This window comes from Bacillus coahuilensis m4-4, from assembly GCF_000171615.1.
Classification (GTDB): Bacteria; Bacillota; Bacilli; order Bacillales; family Bacillaceae_K; genus Bacillus_T; species Bacillus_T coahuilensis.
The window spans coordinates 1-15,915 of sequence record NZ_ABFU01000061.3; the positions used below are offsets into that span (position 1 = coordinate 1).

At 38.5% G+C, this 15,915-nt stretch carries 18 protein-coding genes and 1 pseudogene; all 19 read left to right on the forward strand.

The features are described from left to right. Nucleotides 1-212 precede the first annotated feature (212 nt). The 19 genes and pseudogenes from M44_RS16625 to M44_RS16720 all read left to right on the forward strand — a co-directional run bounded on the left by M44_RS16625 (nt 213) and on the right by M44_RS16720 (nt 15,803). Nucleotides 213-1,202 carry a LacI family DNA-binding transcriptional regulator gene (locus M44_RS16625; RefSeq protein WP_010175452.1) on the forward strand — a complete coding sequence of 330 codons (990 nt, stop codon included), beginning with the start codon at nt 213-215 and terminating at the stop codon, nt 1,200-1,202. Nucleotides 1,203-1,365: 163 nt separating this feature from the next. Next, a complete protein-coding gene (locus M44_RS27130; protein WP_010175453.1) occupies nt 1,366-1,515 on the forward strand; it encodes a hypothetical protein in 150 nt (49 codons plus the stop codon). A gap of 359 nt (nt 1,516-1,874) precedes the next feature. Next, nucleotides 1,875-2,513 carry a LysM peptidoglycan-binding domain-containing protein gene (locus tag M44_RS28455; RefSeq protein ID WP_010175454.1) on the forward strand — a complete coding sequence of 213 codons (639 nt, stop codon included), beginning with the start codon at nt 1,875-1,877 and terminating at the stop codon, nt 2,511-2,513. A gap of 37 nt (nt 2,514-2,550) precedes the next feature. Next, nucleotides 2,551-2,955, forward strand: a complete 405-nt coding sequence (locus tag M44_RS28465; protein ID WP_010175455.1) for a C40 family peptidase — start codon at nt 2,551-2,553, stop codon at nt 2,953-2,955. A gap of 674 nt (nt 2,956-3,629) precedes the next feature. Continuing rightward, nucleotides 3,630-4,295, forward strand: coding sequence for a YveK family protein (locus tag M44_RS23920; RefSeq protein WP_010175456.1), 666 nt, complete (start codon nt 3,630-3,632; stop codon nt 4,293-4,295). A 36-nt stretch (nt 4,296-4,331) separates the two neighbouring features. Then, entirely contained in the window at nt 4,332-5,063 is a 732-nt protein-coding gene (locus M44_RS16650) for a CpsD/CapB family tyrosine-protein kinase (RefSeq protein WP_050771010.1), read from the forward strand. Nucleotides 5,064-5,108: 45 nt separating this feature from the next. Next, nucleotides 5,109-5,873 carry a tyrosine-protein phosphatase gene (locus M44_RS16655; protein ID WP_010175458.1) on the forward strand — a complete coding sequence of 255 codons (765 nt, stop codon included), beginning with the start codon at nt 5,109-5,111 and terminating at the stop codon, nt 5,871-5,873. Between the two features lie 348 nt (nt 5,874-6,221). Further along, complete coding sequence (locus tag M44_RS28470; protein ID WP_010175459.1) at nt 6,222-6,371, forward strand: hypothetical protein; 150 nt, start codon at nt 6,222-6,224, stop codon at nt 6,369-6,371. 78 nt (nt 6,372-6,449) lie between these two features. Continuing rightward, a pseudogene (locus tag M44_RS23925) lies at nt 6,450-8,271 on the forward strand (polysaccharide biosynthesis protein). An 18-nt stretch (nt 8,272-8,289) separates the two neighbouring features. Beyond that, the gene (gene galU / locus M44_RS16670; protein WP_029326944.1) at nt 8,290-9,177 is read left to right on the forward strand and encodes a UTP--glucose-1-phosphate uridylyltransferase GalU; all 888 of its coding nucleotides are present in this window, start codon (nt 8,290-8,292) and stop codon (nt 9,175-9,177) included. Nucleotides 9,178-9,333: 156 nt separating this feature from the next. After that, entirely contained in the window at nt 9,334-9,684 is a 351-nt protein-coding gene (locus tag M44_RS25610) for a type IV pilin protein (RefSeq protein ID WP_010175464.1), read from the forward strand. A 481-nt stretch (nt 9,685-10,165) separates the two neighbouring features. Further along, nucleotides 10,166-10,801: a sugar transferase gene (locus M44_RS16685; RefSeq protein WP_010175467.1), complete on the forward strand. Its 636-nt coding sequence runs from the start codon at nt 10,166-10,168 to the stop codon at nt 10,799-10,801. Nucleotides 10,802-10,824: 23 nt separating this feature from the next. After that, entirely contained in the window at nt 10,825-11,115 is a 291-nt protein-coding gene (locus tag M44_RS16690) for an NmrA family NAD(P)-binding protein (RefSeq protein WP_010175469.1), read from the forward strand. A gap of 158 nt (nt 11,116-11,273) precedes the next feature. After that, nucleotides 11,274-11,741 (forward strand): NAD-dependent epimerase/dehydratase family protein, encoded by a 468-nt coding sequence (locus tag M44_RS16695; RefSeq protein WP_202795627.1) that lies wholly within the window; start codon nt 11,274-11,276, stop codon nt 11,739-11,741. Continuing rightward, nucleotides 11,738-12,193, forward strand: a complete 456-nt coding sequence (locus tag M44_RS16700) for a glycosyltransferase family protein (RefSeq protein WP_010175473.1) — start codon at nt 11,738-11,740, stop codon at nt 12,191-12,193. The genes M44_RS16695 and M44_RS16700 overlap by 4 nt, the downstream gene beginning before the upstream one ends. Before the next feature lie 59 nt (nt 12,194-12,252). Further along, nucleotides 12,253-13,002, forward strand: coding sequence for a glycosyltransferase family 4 protein (locus tag M44_RS16705; RefSeq protein ID WP_237705320.1), 750 nt, complete (start codon nt 12,253-12,255; stop codon nt 13,000-13,002). Between the two features lie 5 nt (nt 13,003-13,007). Continuing rightward, nucleotides 13,008-14,039 (forward strand): polysaccharide biosynthesis protein, encoded by a 1,032-nt coding sequence (locus M44_RS16710; RefSeq protein WP_010175476.1) that lies wholly within the window; start codon nt 13,008-13,010, stop codon nt 14,037-14,039. Then, a complete protein-coding gene (locus tag M44_RS16715; protein WP_010175478.1) occupies nt 14,036-14,884 on the forward strand; it encodes an SDR family oxidoreductase in 849 nt (282 codons plus the stop codon). Before M44_RS16710 ends, M44_RS16715 begins: the two co-directional genes overlap by 4 nt. A 322-nt stretch (nt 14,885-15,206) precedes the next feature. Continuing rightward, complete coding sequence (locus tag M44_RS16720; protein ID WP_237705327.1) at nt 15,207-15,803, forward strand: glycosyltransferase family 2 protein; 597 nt, start codon at nt 15,207-15,209, stop codon at nt 15,801-15,803. The last annotated feature ends 112 nt before the right edge of the window (nt 15,804-15,915 follow it).

The following is a 15,915-nucleotide window of genomic DNA, read 5'->3' on the forward strand; positions in this document are numbered from 1 at the left end:
AGCAGTCGGCTCCGCTTTTCTAGATGTCTAGCTCCAGCGGCTAGCCCCTCGAGACATAGTGGTGACCTTCCAAAAGGCAAAGAGCGCCTTCCGGAATGCCCCCACTACGCTTGTCGGGTCTGAACGAGCCGCTTCCGCTTTTCGATACTTGACAATCCCTTTATAATATTTAGTAAGGGCTTTCATGACCGTGGATGTTAGGGGGAACAAGAATGATTACGATTAAAGATATCGCAGAGCGTGCAAATGTTTCACGTACGACCGTGTCCCGTGTGTTGAATGAGTCAGGATACGTCAGTGAGGATGCGAGAAAGCGAGTAATGAAAGTAATAGAAGAGACGGGGTATGTTCCGAGCGAGCACGCGAAATCGCTACGAACGAAGAAAACAAAGGTAGTAGGGGTCATCCTACCGAAGATTAGTACAGAAACCGCGGCCCGCGTGGTCAATGGGATTGATGATGTACTCGCAAAGGAAGGCTATCAAATCCTACTGGCCAACACAAACCTGCGCACCAAAAAAGAACTAGAGTACTTAAAGCTTCTGCAAAGTCGACAAGTGGATGGTATCATCCTGATGGCGACCAACTTAAGCAAAGAAATCCTCATGCAAATCAAAGAATTAAAGGTCCCATTTGTCGCACTAGGACAAGACATACCAGATCAATCGAGCGTGTTCTACGACGACTATCGTGCCGCACAAGAGATGACCGAGCTTTTTATAAAAGAGGGCCACGACCGAATTGCGTTTATTGGAGTCGATGAGTCAGACCGAGCGGTGGGGTACTTACGTAAGCGAGGATTTCTTGATACGTTAGAAAAACACGGGATCTCTATAGAAGAAACGTATATAGAAACCGCTGAATTTAGCTCGGAAGCGGGGTACGAGGCAATGGAGCGTATACTAGAAACAAGCGAAGAGAGACCAACCGGTGTTTTTGCGGTCACAGACCGATTAGCGATTGGTGCGATGAAATGCTTGAAAGAAAAAGGAATAGTGTTACCACAAGACATGAAGCTAGCGGGAGTCGGGGCAAGTGAGCTTTCCAAATACGTCACACCGGCACTCACGACGATTGATTTCCAGTACGAGGAAGCGGGAGCAGAAGCGGCCAAGCTCATCATGAATAAGGTTATCCATAATCAAAAAACAGTAAAGAAATTTAAGCTGAACTATGGAATAATCAGAAAAGATAGTTTATGATAAGTGTGAAATCGGTTACATCAATTGATTTCATCTTTTTAACCCAATATGGAATCGATACCACAATAACAAATTGTTTTTATGCAACGTGGAATTGATACCACATTCGTTGCTCTGATATATTTTTAAATAACAGGGTAAGGTAGGCCTAGCGGGTACAGGGATGGCCATCACCGTAATCCCAGGTACATTACTATACCTTAATGATCAAATCTTCTTATACATCATCGGCGTCCTACTATCTATGCTTGTGAGCTTTGGATTGACGTATACGGTGGGGTATCATGATGAGATGTTGAAAAAAGGGAAGTAATAATGAGAGAAAGCGTCCGCACGAGAGCGGGCGCTTTTCCATATTTGCTTGTTTGCGCTCGGTCCAGGCAGTTTTCCGCTCGGTCGGCTGCATGTACCGCTCGGTTCCTCGACATTATCGCTCGGTCGGCCCTCATTTCCGCCCGGTCCCATAAAAATTCTCGCGCCAGGCGCCACCTTTCTTAGATTAAACGACCTTTAACCAAACGTTTGTTTAAAAATCATTAATCAAACGTTTGATTAATAAGAAAACCCCGCCAATATCCCGTTTTCTCCAACCATTACCATCTAGTAATCTACCCTTTTCATGGTACTATTCTCGTAGAAGCACGACTACATCCTACGGAGGTACCACAACCCATGAAAAAAACGCTCATTGGCATCACAGCCCTTACCTTTCTTGCCTTTACACCAGAAGGAAAAGCACATGCAGCAAGCTACACCGTCCAACCTGGAGATAGTCTTTACCGTATTGCTACGAATTACAACACATCCGTATCCCATTTAAAAGAATGGAATAACCTAACAACCGATACCATACAAATTGGTCAAACATTAGAAGTATCCAAAGAAACATCCTCTACAACATACAGGGTCAGATCAGGAGATAGCCTTTCACTCATCGCCAAACAAAACCAAACGACCGTTGGGGCGATTAAAACACTGAACAACCTAACATCTGACACAATCTATATAGGACAGACACTAAAGCTACCAACAGCAACAGAAGCAGGAGGAGCATCAACCTTATCTTCCCACTACACGGTGCAATCAGGAGATTCCCTGTCACTCATTGCGAAAAAATACAGCCTGTCTGTAACAGAACTGAAAACGCTCAACAACTTATCATCTGACACGATCTACGTCGGCCAGGTCCTAAAGACTACGAAACAAGCTGAATCAACCACAGCTCAAACGTATACTGTGAAATCAGGAGATTCTTTATCACTCATAGCAAAAAAATCACAATTTAACAGTTCAAGAACTAAAAGCACGTAATAACTTAACATCCGATCTAATTCGTGTGGGGCAAAAATTGGATGTAACAAAGACTGCAACACCGTATGCTCCCGTACCTACGATTGATAGCCTTATCGCAGAAGCAAAGCGTCATATTGGTGTCCCGTATCTTTGGGGAGGCACCACGCCGGCTGGGTTTGATTGCAGTGGGTTCTTGTATTATGTGTCCAACCAAGCTGGTTACAATCTATCGCGCACCAATACAGACGGCTATTATATGATGTCTAAACCAACATCCAGTCCCGTACCAGGAGATCTAGTATTCTTCAAAAATACGTACAAAGCAGGAATCTCTCATCTTGGCATTTACATTGGTAACAATGAGTTCATACATGCGTCAAGCTCTGCAGGTATAACGATTTCATCCCTTTCTAACACGTATTGGGCTCCTCGATTTGACAGCTATCGTAAAATATATTAAGATATTGTTAAGAAAGTTATACCGCTTACAGGTATACCATTTATCCTAAATTCCCTAAAACATATATTGAGCCAAAACCTACTAGGTTTTGGCTCTTTTTCTGTTTTAAAGAGGCTACGTTGTAAAATAAAAGAAAAATCGTTTAAAAGTAATATTTTCCATTCCATCATTTCTTTGACATCATTCGACAAATTTCATAATTGAAAAGAAGGAGTCGTTCTACTGGAGTGAAGAAAAACGAGAATAATGAAAGCGCTATCTAAATAAGTTAACATTATTGTGAGATGGAAATAGATTACAGTGGAAAATTCGACAAATCCACCGATAATAAGGGTAAAAGGTCATTTGGAGTTTCATATAAAGAACAATCACGCGAAACTGTTTTATTGGTATATTAACAGAGTTGAAATAGTGGAAAGAATAGTGAGAAAACTCAAACGGATCAAGTATTCGACATAATACGACAGGTGTTTCAGCCTATAGTAAAATAGTAAAAAAGACTAGATATTTTCCACTCTAGCCCATATAATTAAATACGTGATTCAGCCAAAAAAGTAAAAAAGATAGCCTGCCTTACAAAATTTACAAAACAAAAATAAAAATTTTGTTCTTTATATGATACACTGATACCAGTTTGTTAGACGAAATTAGACAAACCCCTTTAGGAGGAAACCATGGAAGAAACAATTAGCCTACGAGAGTTACTTCAAACCTTACGCAAACGACTACTATTAATTGCACTTATTACATTTTCAGCAGTCTTGATCAGTGGAGTCGTTAGCTTTTTCTTATTAACTCCTATATATCAATCATCTACCCAAATTCTTGTGAATCAAACCAAGTCGAATCAGCAGCAGCAGTTTACCTCACAAGACATACAAACCAATTTACAGTTAATTAATACGTATAACGTCATTATGAAAAGTCCAGCAATACTAGATAAAGTAATTGAAGAGTTAGATCTAAATATGACAACAAGTGCATTAAATTCGAGCTTAACAGTGGGAAGTGAACAAAACTCCCAGGTTGTAAACCTTAATGTACAGCATACGGACCCGGAAATGGCTGCCCTTATTGCGAATAAAGTTGCAGAGGTGTTCCAAGAAGAAATTCCTGACTTAATGAATGTAGATAACGTAAGCATTCTAGCCGAAGCGCAATTAGGAGAAAATCCATCTCCAGTGAAGCCACAGCCCGTTCTGAATATGGCGATTGGTTTTGTCGTAGGCTTAATGGCAGCGATTGGACTAGCCTTCTTACTTGAATTTTTGATAACACTCTTAAGTCTGAACAAGACATTGAAAAGCTACTTGATCTACCAGTTCTTGGAGGAGTCATGATTATCTCTGAGGATGATATGGCAAAGATAGAAGAAAATGAGAGAAATCGACGATACAGAGGTGACAAAGTTGGCGCGTAAAAAGAAGACAACCATGATGGACTCTAGAAGAAAATTAATCTCACAAATTAGTCCAAAATCGCCGATAACCGAGCAGTACAGAACGATCCGAACCAATATTCAATTTTCAGCGGTGGACCAAGAGGTACGTTCCCTACTTGTTACATCTTCCTTCCCAGGAGAAGGGAAATCAACGACTTCAGCAAACCTAGGTGTTGTTTTTGCTCAACAAGGGAAGAAAGTCCTTTTTGTAGACGCAGACTTACGAAAGCCTACAGTACACTATACATTTAATGTGAATAACTTATTTGGACTAACAACCGTCCTAACGAAACAAAAGTCCCTGATTGAAACGGTTCAAGGGACAAAGATTGAAGGTTTAGACGTATTACCTTGTGGACCTATACCTCCAAATCCCGCAGAGCTGCTTGGATCAAGAGGAATGGAAGAGTTTCTAAGAGAAGCCTACGAGACATACGATTTAGTAATCTTTGATACCCCACCAGTCCTAGCCGTTACAGATGCCCAAATCCTTGCCAACCAATGTGATGGTACCATTTTAGTGGTAAGCGCAGGAACAACGGAAATTGAAGGAGCACAAAAAGCAAAAGAACTACTTACATCAGCGAAAGCCAAGCTTCTAGGGGTTGTCCTTAATAATAAGAGTAATAAGAGCACAAATTACTATTATTATTATGGGACAAAATAACACAGGATCCCCTAGTAGACTACTAACTTACTAGGGGTTATTTTTATGATCGACATACACAGCCACATCCTACCAGGAATCGACGATGGTGCTAAAACCATCGAAGACAGCCTAGACATGGCTAGAGTAGCAGCCCGTGAAGGGATCCGAAGTATCATTGCCACACCTCATCATCAGAATGGGCAGTGGAACAATGAAAGAGACAGAATTCTATTAAAAGTAGAAGAAGTCAATCAAGCGATTGTAAAAGAAGGTATAGATGTCAAGATCTTACCAGGTCAGGAAGTTCGCTTATACGGAGAACTACTAGGTGACTTAGCACAAGGTACATTACAAACACTGAACAGTAGTTCTTATCTGTTCATTGAGTTTCCGTCTAGCTCAGTCCCGCGCTATGCGAAACAAATGCTGTTTGATCTACAGCTTCAAGGGATTACACCGGTTATTGTTCATCCAGAGCGTAACGCCGAGTTAATCGAGCGGCCAAGTAAGCTTTATGACTTTGTGAACAATGGTGCGTTGACTCAGGTGACGGCTGCAAGTGTGGCAGGAGCGTTTGGGAAGAAGATTCAGAAGTTTAGTTTTGATTTAGTAAAAGCAAATTTAACTCATTTTGTGGCGTCGGATGCACATAATACGACGACTCGAGGGTTTAAAATGAGTGAAGCGTTTGATCTGATTGAGAAGAAGTTTGGTCCGGATGCTGTGTATTTCTTTAAGGAGAATGCGGAGTTGCTGGTGGATGGTCAGAATGTGATGAAGAATATTCCTGAGAAGATTGAGAAGAAGAAGTTTTTGGGGTTGTTTTAATAGCATTGTCCGGTTGTTTTCCGCGAAAGGTACTCGCTAGGTCTGACCCGGGCGGGAGTTGAGCCTCCTCGGCCTATGGCCTGTGGGGTCTCAACTTTCCCTTCAATCCCGCAGGAGTCTCGCACCTTTCGCTACAAACAACATAAGAAATTAGAAAATCGTAACTTCCACTGAACTATCAATAGAATGATAAGTAACTAAGGTAATGTCTCCTCTACCTTTATCAAGGGAGGCACTCGGTCATGCTGTGGGTCTTTAGGATTAAGACCTTAGACACGAAAGTTGTCGATGGTGGGATGTGAGGGTGGGTTAAATGCCCAAATTTTTTTACAAAAAGGATGCCAGAATATGAATGATTTTAAAGAATTACCCAAATCGGTGAAAAAGACGATACGCTATTTGCAGCAGGATGCTGATTTAGAGCAACTGATGAAAATAGAAAAGATGTTAGTGAAAACAATTAAAATGCAAAAAGACAAACTATCAAAAACTCTTTAAATATGTAAGGAAAGGACCTGACCTTCTCTCTTTTCCTTACATATTTATTTTATCTAAAAAGAAAGGATGTGAAAGCATATGACGTACCAGAGAAGATTAAGCTTATTGCTATTGCTTGACTCTGCTATTGTATTGTTTGCTATTTACGTAAGCTTTTTTATGTTAAATCCTTATGTTGTTCAGTATGATTGGAAGCTGCTTTTAATCAGTTCCCTGTCTCTACTATTGAGTCATCATGTTTTTTGGTTGGATTTATCACCTGTATAACCGTGCATGGAGCTATGCGAGTGTAAGAGAATTGGTTGTTATTGTGAAAGCAGTAACATTCAGTATATTGGCTGCTGGTAGTATTCAGTTTCTCATTCAGCAGGATGTGTATTTCAGGTTATTGGTCATTACGTGGATGCTTCATATTATTTTAATCGGTGGATCTCGTTTTTCATGGAGGATGCTACGAGATTCGTATATTAAGCCTAAAACAGATAAAAAACGTGCGCTAGTTGTCGGGGCAGGGGCTGCAGGAGCAGCTGTTGTGAAGCAGCTACAGCATAGTGAAGATTCTGATTTAGAACCGGTGGCGTTTGTAGATGATGATGTGAAGAAATACAAGCTTCAACTGCACGGCATAAAAGTGGAAGGTACTGTGGCAGATATTGCGGATGTTATTTTTAAACATAATATTGATCAAATCATTATTGCGATTCCTTCGTTAGGAAAGAAAGAGTTGCAGCGCATATATGAAGAGTGCGCGAAGACGAACGCGAAGACGAAGATTCTTCCTTTAATTGAAGATGTGATGACAGGGAAGGTTTCGGTTAGTGAGTTCCGTGATGTAGAAGTAGAGGATTTACTCGGACGTGAGCCCGTAGAACTTGATATTCAATCGATTTCTGAAATGGTTTCTGGGCAAACAGTTTTAGTCACGGGAGCTGGAGGATCAATTGGTTCTGAGATTTGTCGTCAAGTTTCTAAGTTTACACCATCCCAGCTATTATTATTAGGTCATGGTGAGAATAGTATTTATCAGATTGATATGGAGCTACGTAAAGCTTATGGGACTAGATTTGAAATTGTTCCTTTAATTGCAGATATACAAGACCGCGAGCGAATCATGGAAATTATGAGCCTGTATCAGCCACATGTAGTGTATCATGCGGCAGCTCATAAGCATGTGCCGTTAATGGAGTATAATCCACAAGAAGCGGTGAAGAACAATGTGATTGGAACGAAGAATGTCGCAGAGGCAGCGGATATTGCAGGTGTTGGTACGTTTGTGATGGTGTCGACGGATAAAGCGGTGAATCCTACGAATGTGATGGGATCGACAAAGCGGATTGCGGAGATGGTTGTGCAGAACTTGGCTCTTACGAGTCCAACGAGATTTGTGGCAGTGCGATTTGGAAATGTGCTTGGAAGTCGTGGTAGTGTGATTCCTTTGTTTAAGAAGCAAATTCAAGCAGGTGGACCGGTTACGGTAACACATCCTGATATGACGCGATATTTTATGACGATTCCAGAGGCATCAAGATTAGTGTTGCAAGCTGGTGCGTTAGCTCGTGGTGGAGAGATTTTTGTACTAGATATGGGTGAGCCTGTTAAGATTGTGGACCTTGCTCGTAACTTGATCCGTTTATCAGGTTATACAATAGAAGAAATTGGAATTGAGTTTTCTGGAATTCGTCCTGGTGAGAAAATGTATGAGGAGCTTCTTGGTGAGGATGAGGTACACAGTGAAGCGGTGTTTCCTAAGATTTTTGTTGGGAAGAGCGTGCTAGCGGAGTATGAGAAGGTTGTCCAGTTAATTGAAGGATATGAGACGTTTGATCGTGAATATTTGCGTGAGTTTGTGTTAGGGCTTGCGAATCATAGAGAAAAAGAATTGTTAGAAGTTGCGAGATAAAAGGGGAGATGTTTTATGATGAAAGTAAGAAAAGCAATTATTCCAGCGGCAGGACTTGGAACACGCTTCCTTCCTGCTACGAAGGCACAGCCGAAAGAGATGTTACCGATTGTCGATAAGCCAACGATTCAATACATTATTGAAGAAGCGGTCGCTTCTGGAATTGAAGATATTATTATTGTAACAGGTCGCGGGAAGCGTGCGATTGAGGATCATTTTGATAAATCGTATGAGCTAGAAGAGACGCTTGCTAAGAAGGAAAAGTATGAGATTTTAGAAGAGATTCAAGGGATTTCACGCTTAGCAAATATTCACTATATTCGTCAGAAGGAGCCGTTAGGCCTTGGGCATGCGATTTCATGTGCGAGTCGTTTCATTGGGGATGAGCCGTTTGCAGTGTTACTTGGTGATGATATTGTGAAGAGTGACGAAAAACCTTGCTTGAAGCAGTTGATTGATGTGTATAACCGTTTTAATTCTTCCGTTATTGGAGTACAGCAGGTGCCAGAGGAAGAGGTTTCGAAGTATGGTGTGATTTCGATTGGAAACGGTGAGATTGATGATCGTGTGTTTCATGTGGATACGTTAGTAGAGAAGCCGAAGAGAGAAGAGGCGCCTTCTAATTATGCGATTATGGGTCGTTATGTGTTAAGACCGGAGATTTTTGAGATCTTGGAGAACCAGACAGCTGGTGCTGGTGGAGAGATTCAGTTGACGGATGCGATTAAGACGTTGAATGAGCAGCAGATGGTTGTTGGGTATGAGTTTAGTGGTGAGCGGTATGATGTTGGGGATAAGTTTGGGTTTATTAAGGCGACGGTGGAGTTTGCGCTTGGGAGACCGGAGTTGAAGGAGCAGGTTGTTAGTTATTTGGCGGAGTTGGTTGAGGGGAGTAGGGTGAGGTAGGTTGTAGAGTTTGGGAGGAGTTTGATTGCCTCCTCTTGCGAGGAGGGGTTGGTTCCTTTTTGATTTGGATTTGGTTCCTCTTTCAAGGAACTGGGTTGGTTTTTGACATCATGGGATATGCTGATGCTTAGATTAAGTTATTGGAGGGGTTTTGTGATGTTGAGATATTTGAAAAATGAGCGTGGATTGACGTTAATTGAGTTGCTTGCAGCTGTGGCAATACTTGGGGTCCTTTCAGCTATTGCGGTGGTTTCATATTTTGGGATTAAAGAGAATACTGAGCGTGATGTTTGTGACGCTAATTTGTTGCAACTGGAGAAAGATTATGGGCGGCATTTGGTTCTGGAAGAGTTGGATCATTCGGATGGTTTGTTTGGACAGTTTTTGGTTGGGTATGATGAGATTTGTCCTATTGGTGGGGTGGTGAGTTATGTTGATGGGCATGTTGAGTGTAGTGAGCATGGGGAGAGTGAGGAAGATGATGGTGGGGGAGTGCCGATACTTTGAGGATGGGGATCCCTACGGGATTGGTTGGTGAGGTGGAACTGACTATCGTGAATAGATGACATGCTGAAAGCCTTGTGGGATAAGGGTCTGAGGTGTTTTTAGTGAGATTTATAGATTGATTGAATGGTATATATAATAGGAAGAAACTCGTTTTTGAGTGTTTATGAGGTGAATATCTATTTCGTATTTATTAGGTAGATTGAATAGATATTACGAGGTGTGTATCGGATATAGATAAAACACAATATGTAGTATTAAATTCCGTTGAAAATTATAAAACAAACACTATATATTGATTTTATCTATTTTATATAATCACCTGATGGTTCTATTTTGCGTAAATGTGTTACATATAGGTAACGAGGTGACTATCAGTAGTAGATTACAATTTTAGTGGTTTAGTAGTTAGTTGGAATGTAAGAACAACAGATTCTAATTAAGTCCTAATCTACTAAAGACTAATTTTAAGGAGTGTTGCTATATGTATATGAAGGTTAAAAGATTGATAGATATCATTCTTTCTTTAATTGGACTTATTGTTTTATCTCCCATTTTTTTAATTCTAATTATTGCTATTAAGATTGATTCAAGAGGGCCAGTACTGTTTAAGCAAAAGCGTGTAGGAATTAACAAGACACATTTCAATATATTGAAATTCCGTACCATGAGAATCGATACACCGAAAGACACTCCAACTCACCTATTAGGTAACCCAGAGCAGTACATCACAAAAATGGGTAAATTCCTGAGAAGAACCTCACTTGATGAGCTTCCGCAAATATGGAATATTTTTGTGGGGCAGATGAGTATTATTGGGCCAAGGCCTGCACTATGGAATCAATATGATCTAATTGCAGAACGGGATAAGTATGATGCTAATGATGTACCACCTGGATTAACTGGCTGGGCACAGATTAATGGTAGAGACGAGCTTCCTATTGAAGTGAAAGCGAAGTTGGATGGGGAGTATGTTGAGAGAATTAGTCTTTGGATGGATGTTAAGTGCTTCTTTGGAACAATCGTAAGTGTTGTTAAAAGCGACGGGGTTGTTGAAGGTGGAACAGGAGCTAAGAAGGAAGTTGCTAGTACCAATACAACGAGCTCTTCTGGTAAGTAAATATAATAATAGAGGTGTAGTAAATGTTACTAGTTACAGGAATTACTGGTCATACCGGAAGTTATTTTTTACAAGAACTTATTGATAATAAATATAATAATCCAATTCGCTGCATAGTTAGGGAGACTTCTGATACTTCATTGATAGATAAAAGCGGTTTAAATATAGAAAAGGTAGTTGGAGATTTAGGTGATCAAGAATTCATGAATAATGCTATGGATGGTATTGATACGGTAATGCATATTGGAACGATTTTTTATTCTTCAATTCTGATTAAGGCTGCTTTGGAAAAAGATATAAAAAAGCAATTTTAGTCCACACTACTGGGATTTACTCTAAGTTTAAAAGTGCATCTGAGGAATATCAAAATATTGAATCAGATATAAAAAAATTAGTTAATGAAAATTCTTCTCCAATTAACTTAACATTTTTACGCCCTACTATGATATATGGTGACTTGTGTGATCTTAATATGAGTAAGTTCATTAAGATGGTCGATAAATTGAGGTATTTCCCAGTAATAAACCAAGGGAAGGGGCTAATTCAGCCAGTTAACGCTAGAGATCTTGGAAAAGCACTGTACCATGTGTTGATTTCTGAGAATATTAAAAATGGGGATTATATCTTATCTGGAGAAAAACCTATAACAATGCTTCAAGCTTTTAAGTTGATTAGTATGAATCTGGGAAAGAAAACAACTTTCATCAGTTTTCCAATTGAATTTGGGGTATTCTTAGCCCGGTGCATGAAGGTATTTACAATTGGGAGAGTTGACTATGTAGAAAAGGTGCAAAGAATGGGAGAAGACAGAAGTTTTCCTCATGATGCAGCAACAGGTGATTTTGGATATAGTCCTAGTCCATTTGATAAAGGAATTAAAAAAGAAGTAGAGCAGTACTTAAATAAAAAGGTGAACAAAAATAAGGAGAATAGTGTATGAAAGTAATGTATTTAACGGCAGAAGGTTTTGATACACCAAATCCTAATAACCAATTAGCAATGACCATGATAGATGATTTCTTGAATGCTGGGATTGAGGTTTATATGGTTGCCAGTCATAGAAAAGGAATAAATCCTGATATACCAAAAGTTTTGCAAAATAGAAAGGGTTTTTCCTATGACATAGTTGATAGACCAGTTGTTGATAAAACTAATTTTATAAAGAGATATCTTGAAGAAATGACATATGCATTTAAAGCTATGAATCAGTGGAAAAAGCATAAAAAAGATGTTGATATTGTTCTATTGCAATCTAGCCCAACTATCTTATTTTCTATAACTCTCTTGAAACTATTGCTTCGTAAGCCTATTGTATATAGCGTTTTTGATGTATTCCCTGGTAGTGCCTATGATATTGGGGTTATAAAAATAAAGTTATTTATAAAATTTTAGAAATACTACAGAAACCCGTATATAAGATGAGTACAAAGATAGTTGTTGCCGGGGATGATATGAAGACAAAAGTTCAAAATTTTAAAATAACTCCAGACAAAGTACATGTTATTCCAAATTGGTATGATGATAAATCGGTAATTGAAGTCCCAATCGAAGAGAACCAGTTTATTAAGAAGTATAAAATTGATACCAGTAAATTCTATGTTCAGTTTGCTGGTACAATAGGATATGTTTTGGACTATAAAATGATACTTCAAGTTGCTTGCCTCTTAAAAGAAGAGACAGATATAGTATTTCAAATTATTGGAGATGGAAATACTAAAGAGCAATTTGTGGCTGAAGCTAGGGAAAAAGGGTTAACCAATATTACTTTCTATCCACTTCAACCTCTTGAGATTGTTCCAGATGTGTATAGTGCATGTTCAGTTTGTCTGATTCCTTTAAAAAGAGGTGTCATAGGTACTGGTTTCCCTAGTAAGTCAACATTGCTTATGGCATGTAGAAGGGTAGTTTTAAACTCAGTTGAGGAAACAAGTGATTATTATGAGATGTTTAATAAAAATGATATTGGAGTTTCAGTATCAAATAGTTCACCTGAAAAAGTAGCAGAAGCTATAAAATATCTATACACTAATCCCCAAAGAATTAACGAAATGGCAGAGAAAGCAAAGGTATATGGCGAAAAACATTTTTCTAGGAAAGTAAATACTATTAAATTTATTGATCTTTTTAAAGAAATAAATTCAACTAAAGTTAAAAATAAACTTGAAAGTACAATTAACTTAAAATCTATTAAAAAAGGGTGAAATATATGTTTGAAAATAAAACTTTAATGATAACAGGTGGCACAGGTTCTTTTGGAAATGTAGTTTTAGAGCGTTTTTTAAATACAGGAATAAAAGAAATACGAGTTTTCTCTAGAGATGAAAAAAAGCAAGATGATATGCGCCGCCATTATAAGAGCGAAAAAATAAAATATTATATTGGTGATGTTCGTAACACAGGAAGTCTTAAAAATGCAATGCATGGAGTTGATTATATATTTCATGCAGCAGCACTTAAACAAGTTCCCTCTTGTGAATTTTTTCCTTTAGAAGCTGTGAAAACAAATGTAATAGGTACCGAAAATTTATTAACAGCTGCAATAGAGGCTGGTGTTAAAAAGGTGATCTGTCTTTCTACAGATAAAGCAGCTTATCCTGTCAATGCTATGGGAATATCAAAGGCAATGATGGAGAAAACATTCGTGGCTAAATCAAGGACGGTTTCCCCTGATAGTACTCTTATTTGTGGAACACGTTATGGTAATGTAATGGCTTCAAGAGGATCTGTTATACCATTATTCGTTGAACAGATAAAATCAGGCCAAGCCTTGACAGTTACTGACCCATACATGACCCGTTTTATTATGAGCCTTGATGAGGCTGTGGATTTGGTTTTATATGCATTTGAGAATGCTGAGACAGGTGATATTATGGTTCAAAAATCTCCAGCTTCCTATATTATGGATATTGCTAAAGCCTTAAAGGAGATATTTCGTAGTGATAATGAAATAAATATTATCGGTACACGTCATGGTGAGAAAATGTATGAGGTTTTGCTGACAAAAGAAGAGGCTGCTAAGGCAATCGACATGGGGAACTTCTATAGGGTTCCAGCAGATAATCGAGACCTTAACTACGGCAAATACCTTGAAGAAGGATCAGCGGCTATAACTCTTACTGATGAATATAATTCTAATAATACTAAGATTCTTACTGTTGAAGAAATTAAAGAACGACTCCTTAGTCTTGAATATATTCAAGACGAACTTCGTGAGTGGAGCGGGGTTGAAAGAGTATGAGAGTGTTAGTTTTAGGAGCGACAGGGATGGCTGGACATACAATCGCTATTTATCTTCAAGAGCAGGGGCATAATGTAACTGCTTTTACTAGAACTAATTTTCCTTATTGTGGAAACATAATAGGTGATGCTACAGATAAAGGTAACATCTTGTCTGCATTAAATGATGAGAAGTATGATGTAGTGATAAATTGCATTGGTGTCTTGAACCAAGATTGCGAAAGAGAGCCGTCAAGGGCAGTATATTTAAATAGTTATCTACCACATTTTATTGCGGATTCATTGAAGGGTTCAAATACAAAATTAATCCATATGAGTACCGACTGTGTGTTTTCTGGGAATAATGGACCGTACGACGAGAATAGTTTTCGAGATGGAGAAACGTTTTACGATAGAACTAAGGCCTTGGGTGAAGTATCAGATGATCGGAATTTAACTTTTCGTAATTCAATTGTGGGTCCTGATATGAATGAAAAGGGAATTGGTTTGTTAAATTGGTTTATGAAACAGGAAGGAATAATAAACGGTTATACTAAGGCTATATGGACAGGAGTTACAACTCTAACTCTTGCAAAAGCTATGGAACATGCGATACAAGAGGACCTAACTGGGATATACAACCTTGTAAACAACACCAGTATATCAAAATTTGATTTGCTAGGACTTTTCAATAAACATTTGAGGGGTAACGATGTAGTTATTAGACAGAGTGAGGCTATAAACTTAGATAAATCCCTTATTAATAATAGAATGGACTTTTCTTTTATTGTTCCAAGCTATGAACAAATGATAGTAGAGATGAAAGAGTGGATTTACCAACACAAAGAATTATACCCACATTATTAATAATTTCGGGAAGAGAAGTTATCGCTTTTAGAGAAAAGCAGATGTGGCAGCGATTTTAATAATTATGAATAAGTAATAAGATTATCTAAATGCAATAGAGTGTCTGGTGTTTAGAATTGCTTTGGTAGTTAGTCGGAGTAATGATGTTGCTATAAAAGTAGTGAAATAAATATGTGCAGATGTATATAACCATAAATGCATCTAAACTTAATTGGGCTTAGGTAATGTGTTTTAAATGTTAGACCTAGTAACAGCAATAAGTATGGGGTCTAAAATATGTAAAAATATAAATATAATCCAAAGGAATGAGTGAGTGAGAGCTATGCAAGGTGTTCCTAAATTTGATATTTCAGTAATAATACCTATGTACAATGCAGAAACCTGGATCAAGCAATGTTTAGAAAGTGTATTATGCCAAAAAAACGTATCTTTTGAAATAATAATAGTGAACGACGGATCTACTGATACCAGCCCAAGCATAGCAGATGATTACGCAGAGAAATTCAGCCAAATCCAGGTTATTCATAAGAAGAATGGTGGGGTATCTAGCGCAAGAAACGCTGGGCTTGAAAATTCACACGGGAATTATGTCTTCTTTTTGGATATAGACGATGCAATAAGCAATAATGCACTTCAATCATTACTGGAGTTTGCAGAAGAGCAAAGTGCAGATGTTAGTGAGTGCAAATACATGTTTAGTCAGAAAGAAAGAACAAACTATGAAGGTGTTGCAGAAGTATTCTATGGTGAGAATAAGATTAATTATTTTCATAAAGGAAAAGTAGGATATTGTGCAGGGAAGCTTATTCGAAGGGCACTAATTGAAGATAATAATTTGCGATTTGATGAAAATATGAGTTATGGAGAAGATAGAAACTTTTTTTACGAGTGTTGTCGTTTGCGGATGTTTGTTGTATAAACAAGGCATGTATTTATTTTGTTAATGGCGACAATTCTAATTCCTTATCTAAAAGACACATAATCGACTTTCCTTACTACAGTAATCAAGTTCTAGAGGCTACACATAGTTT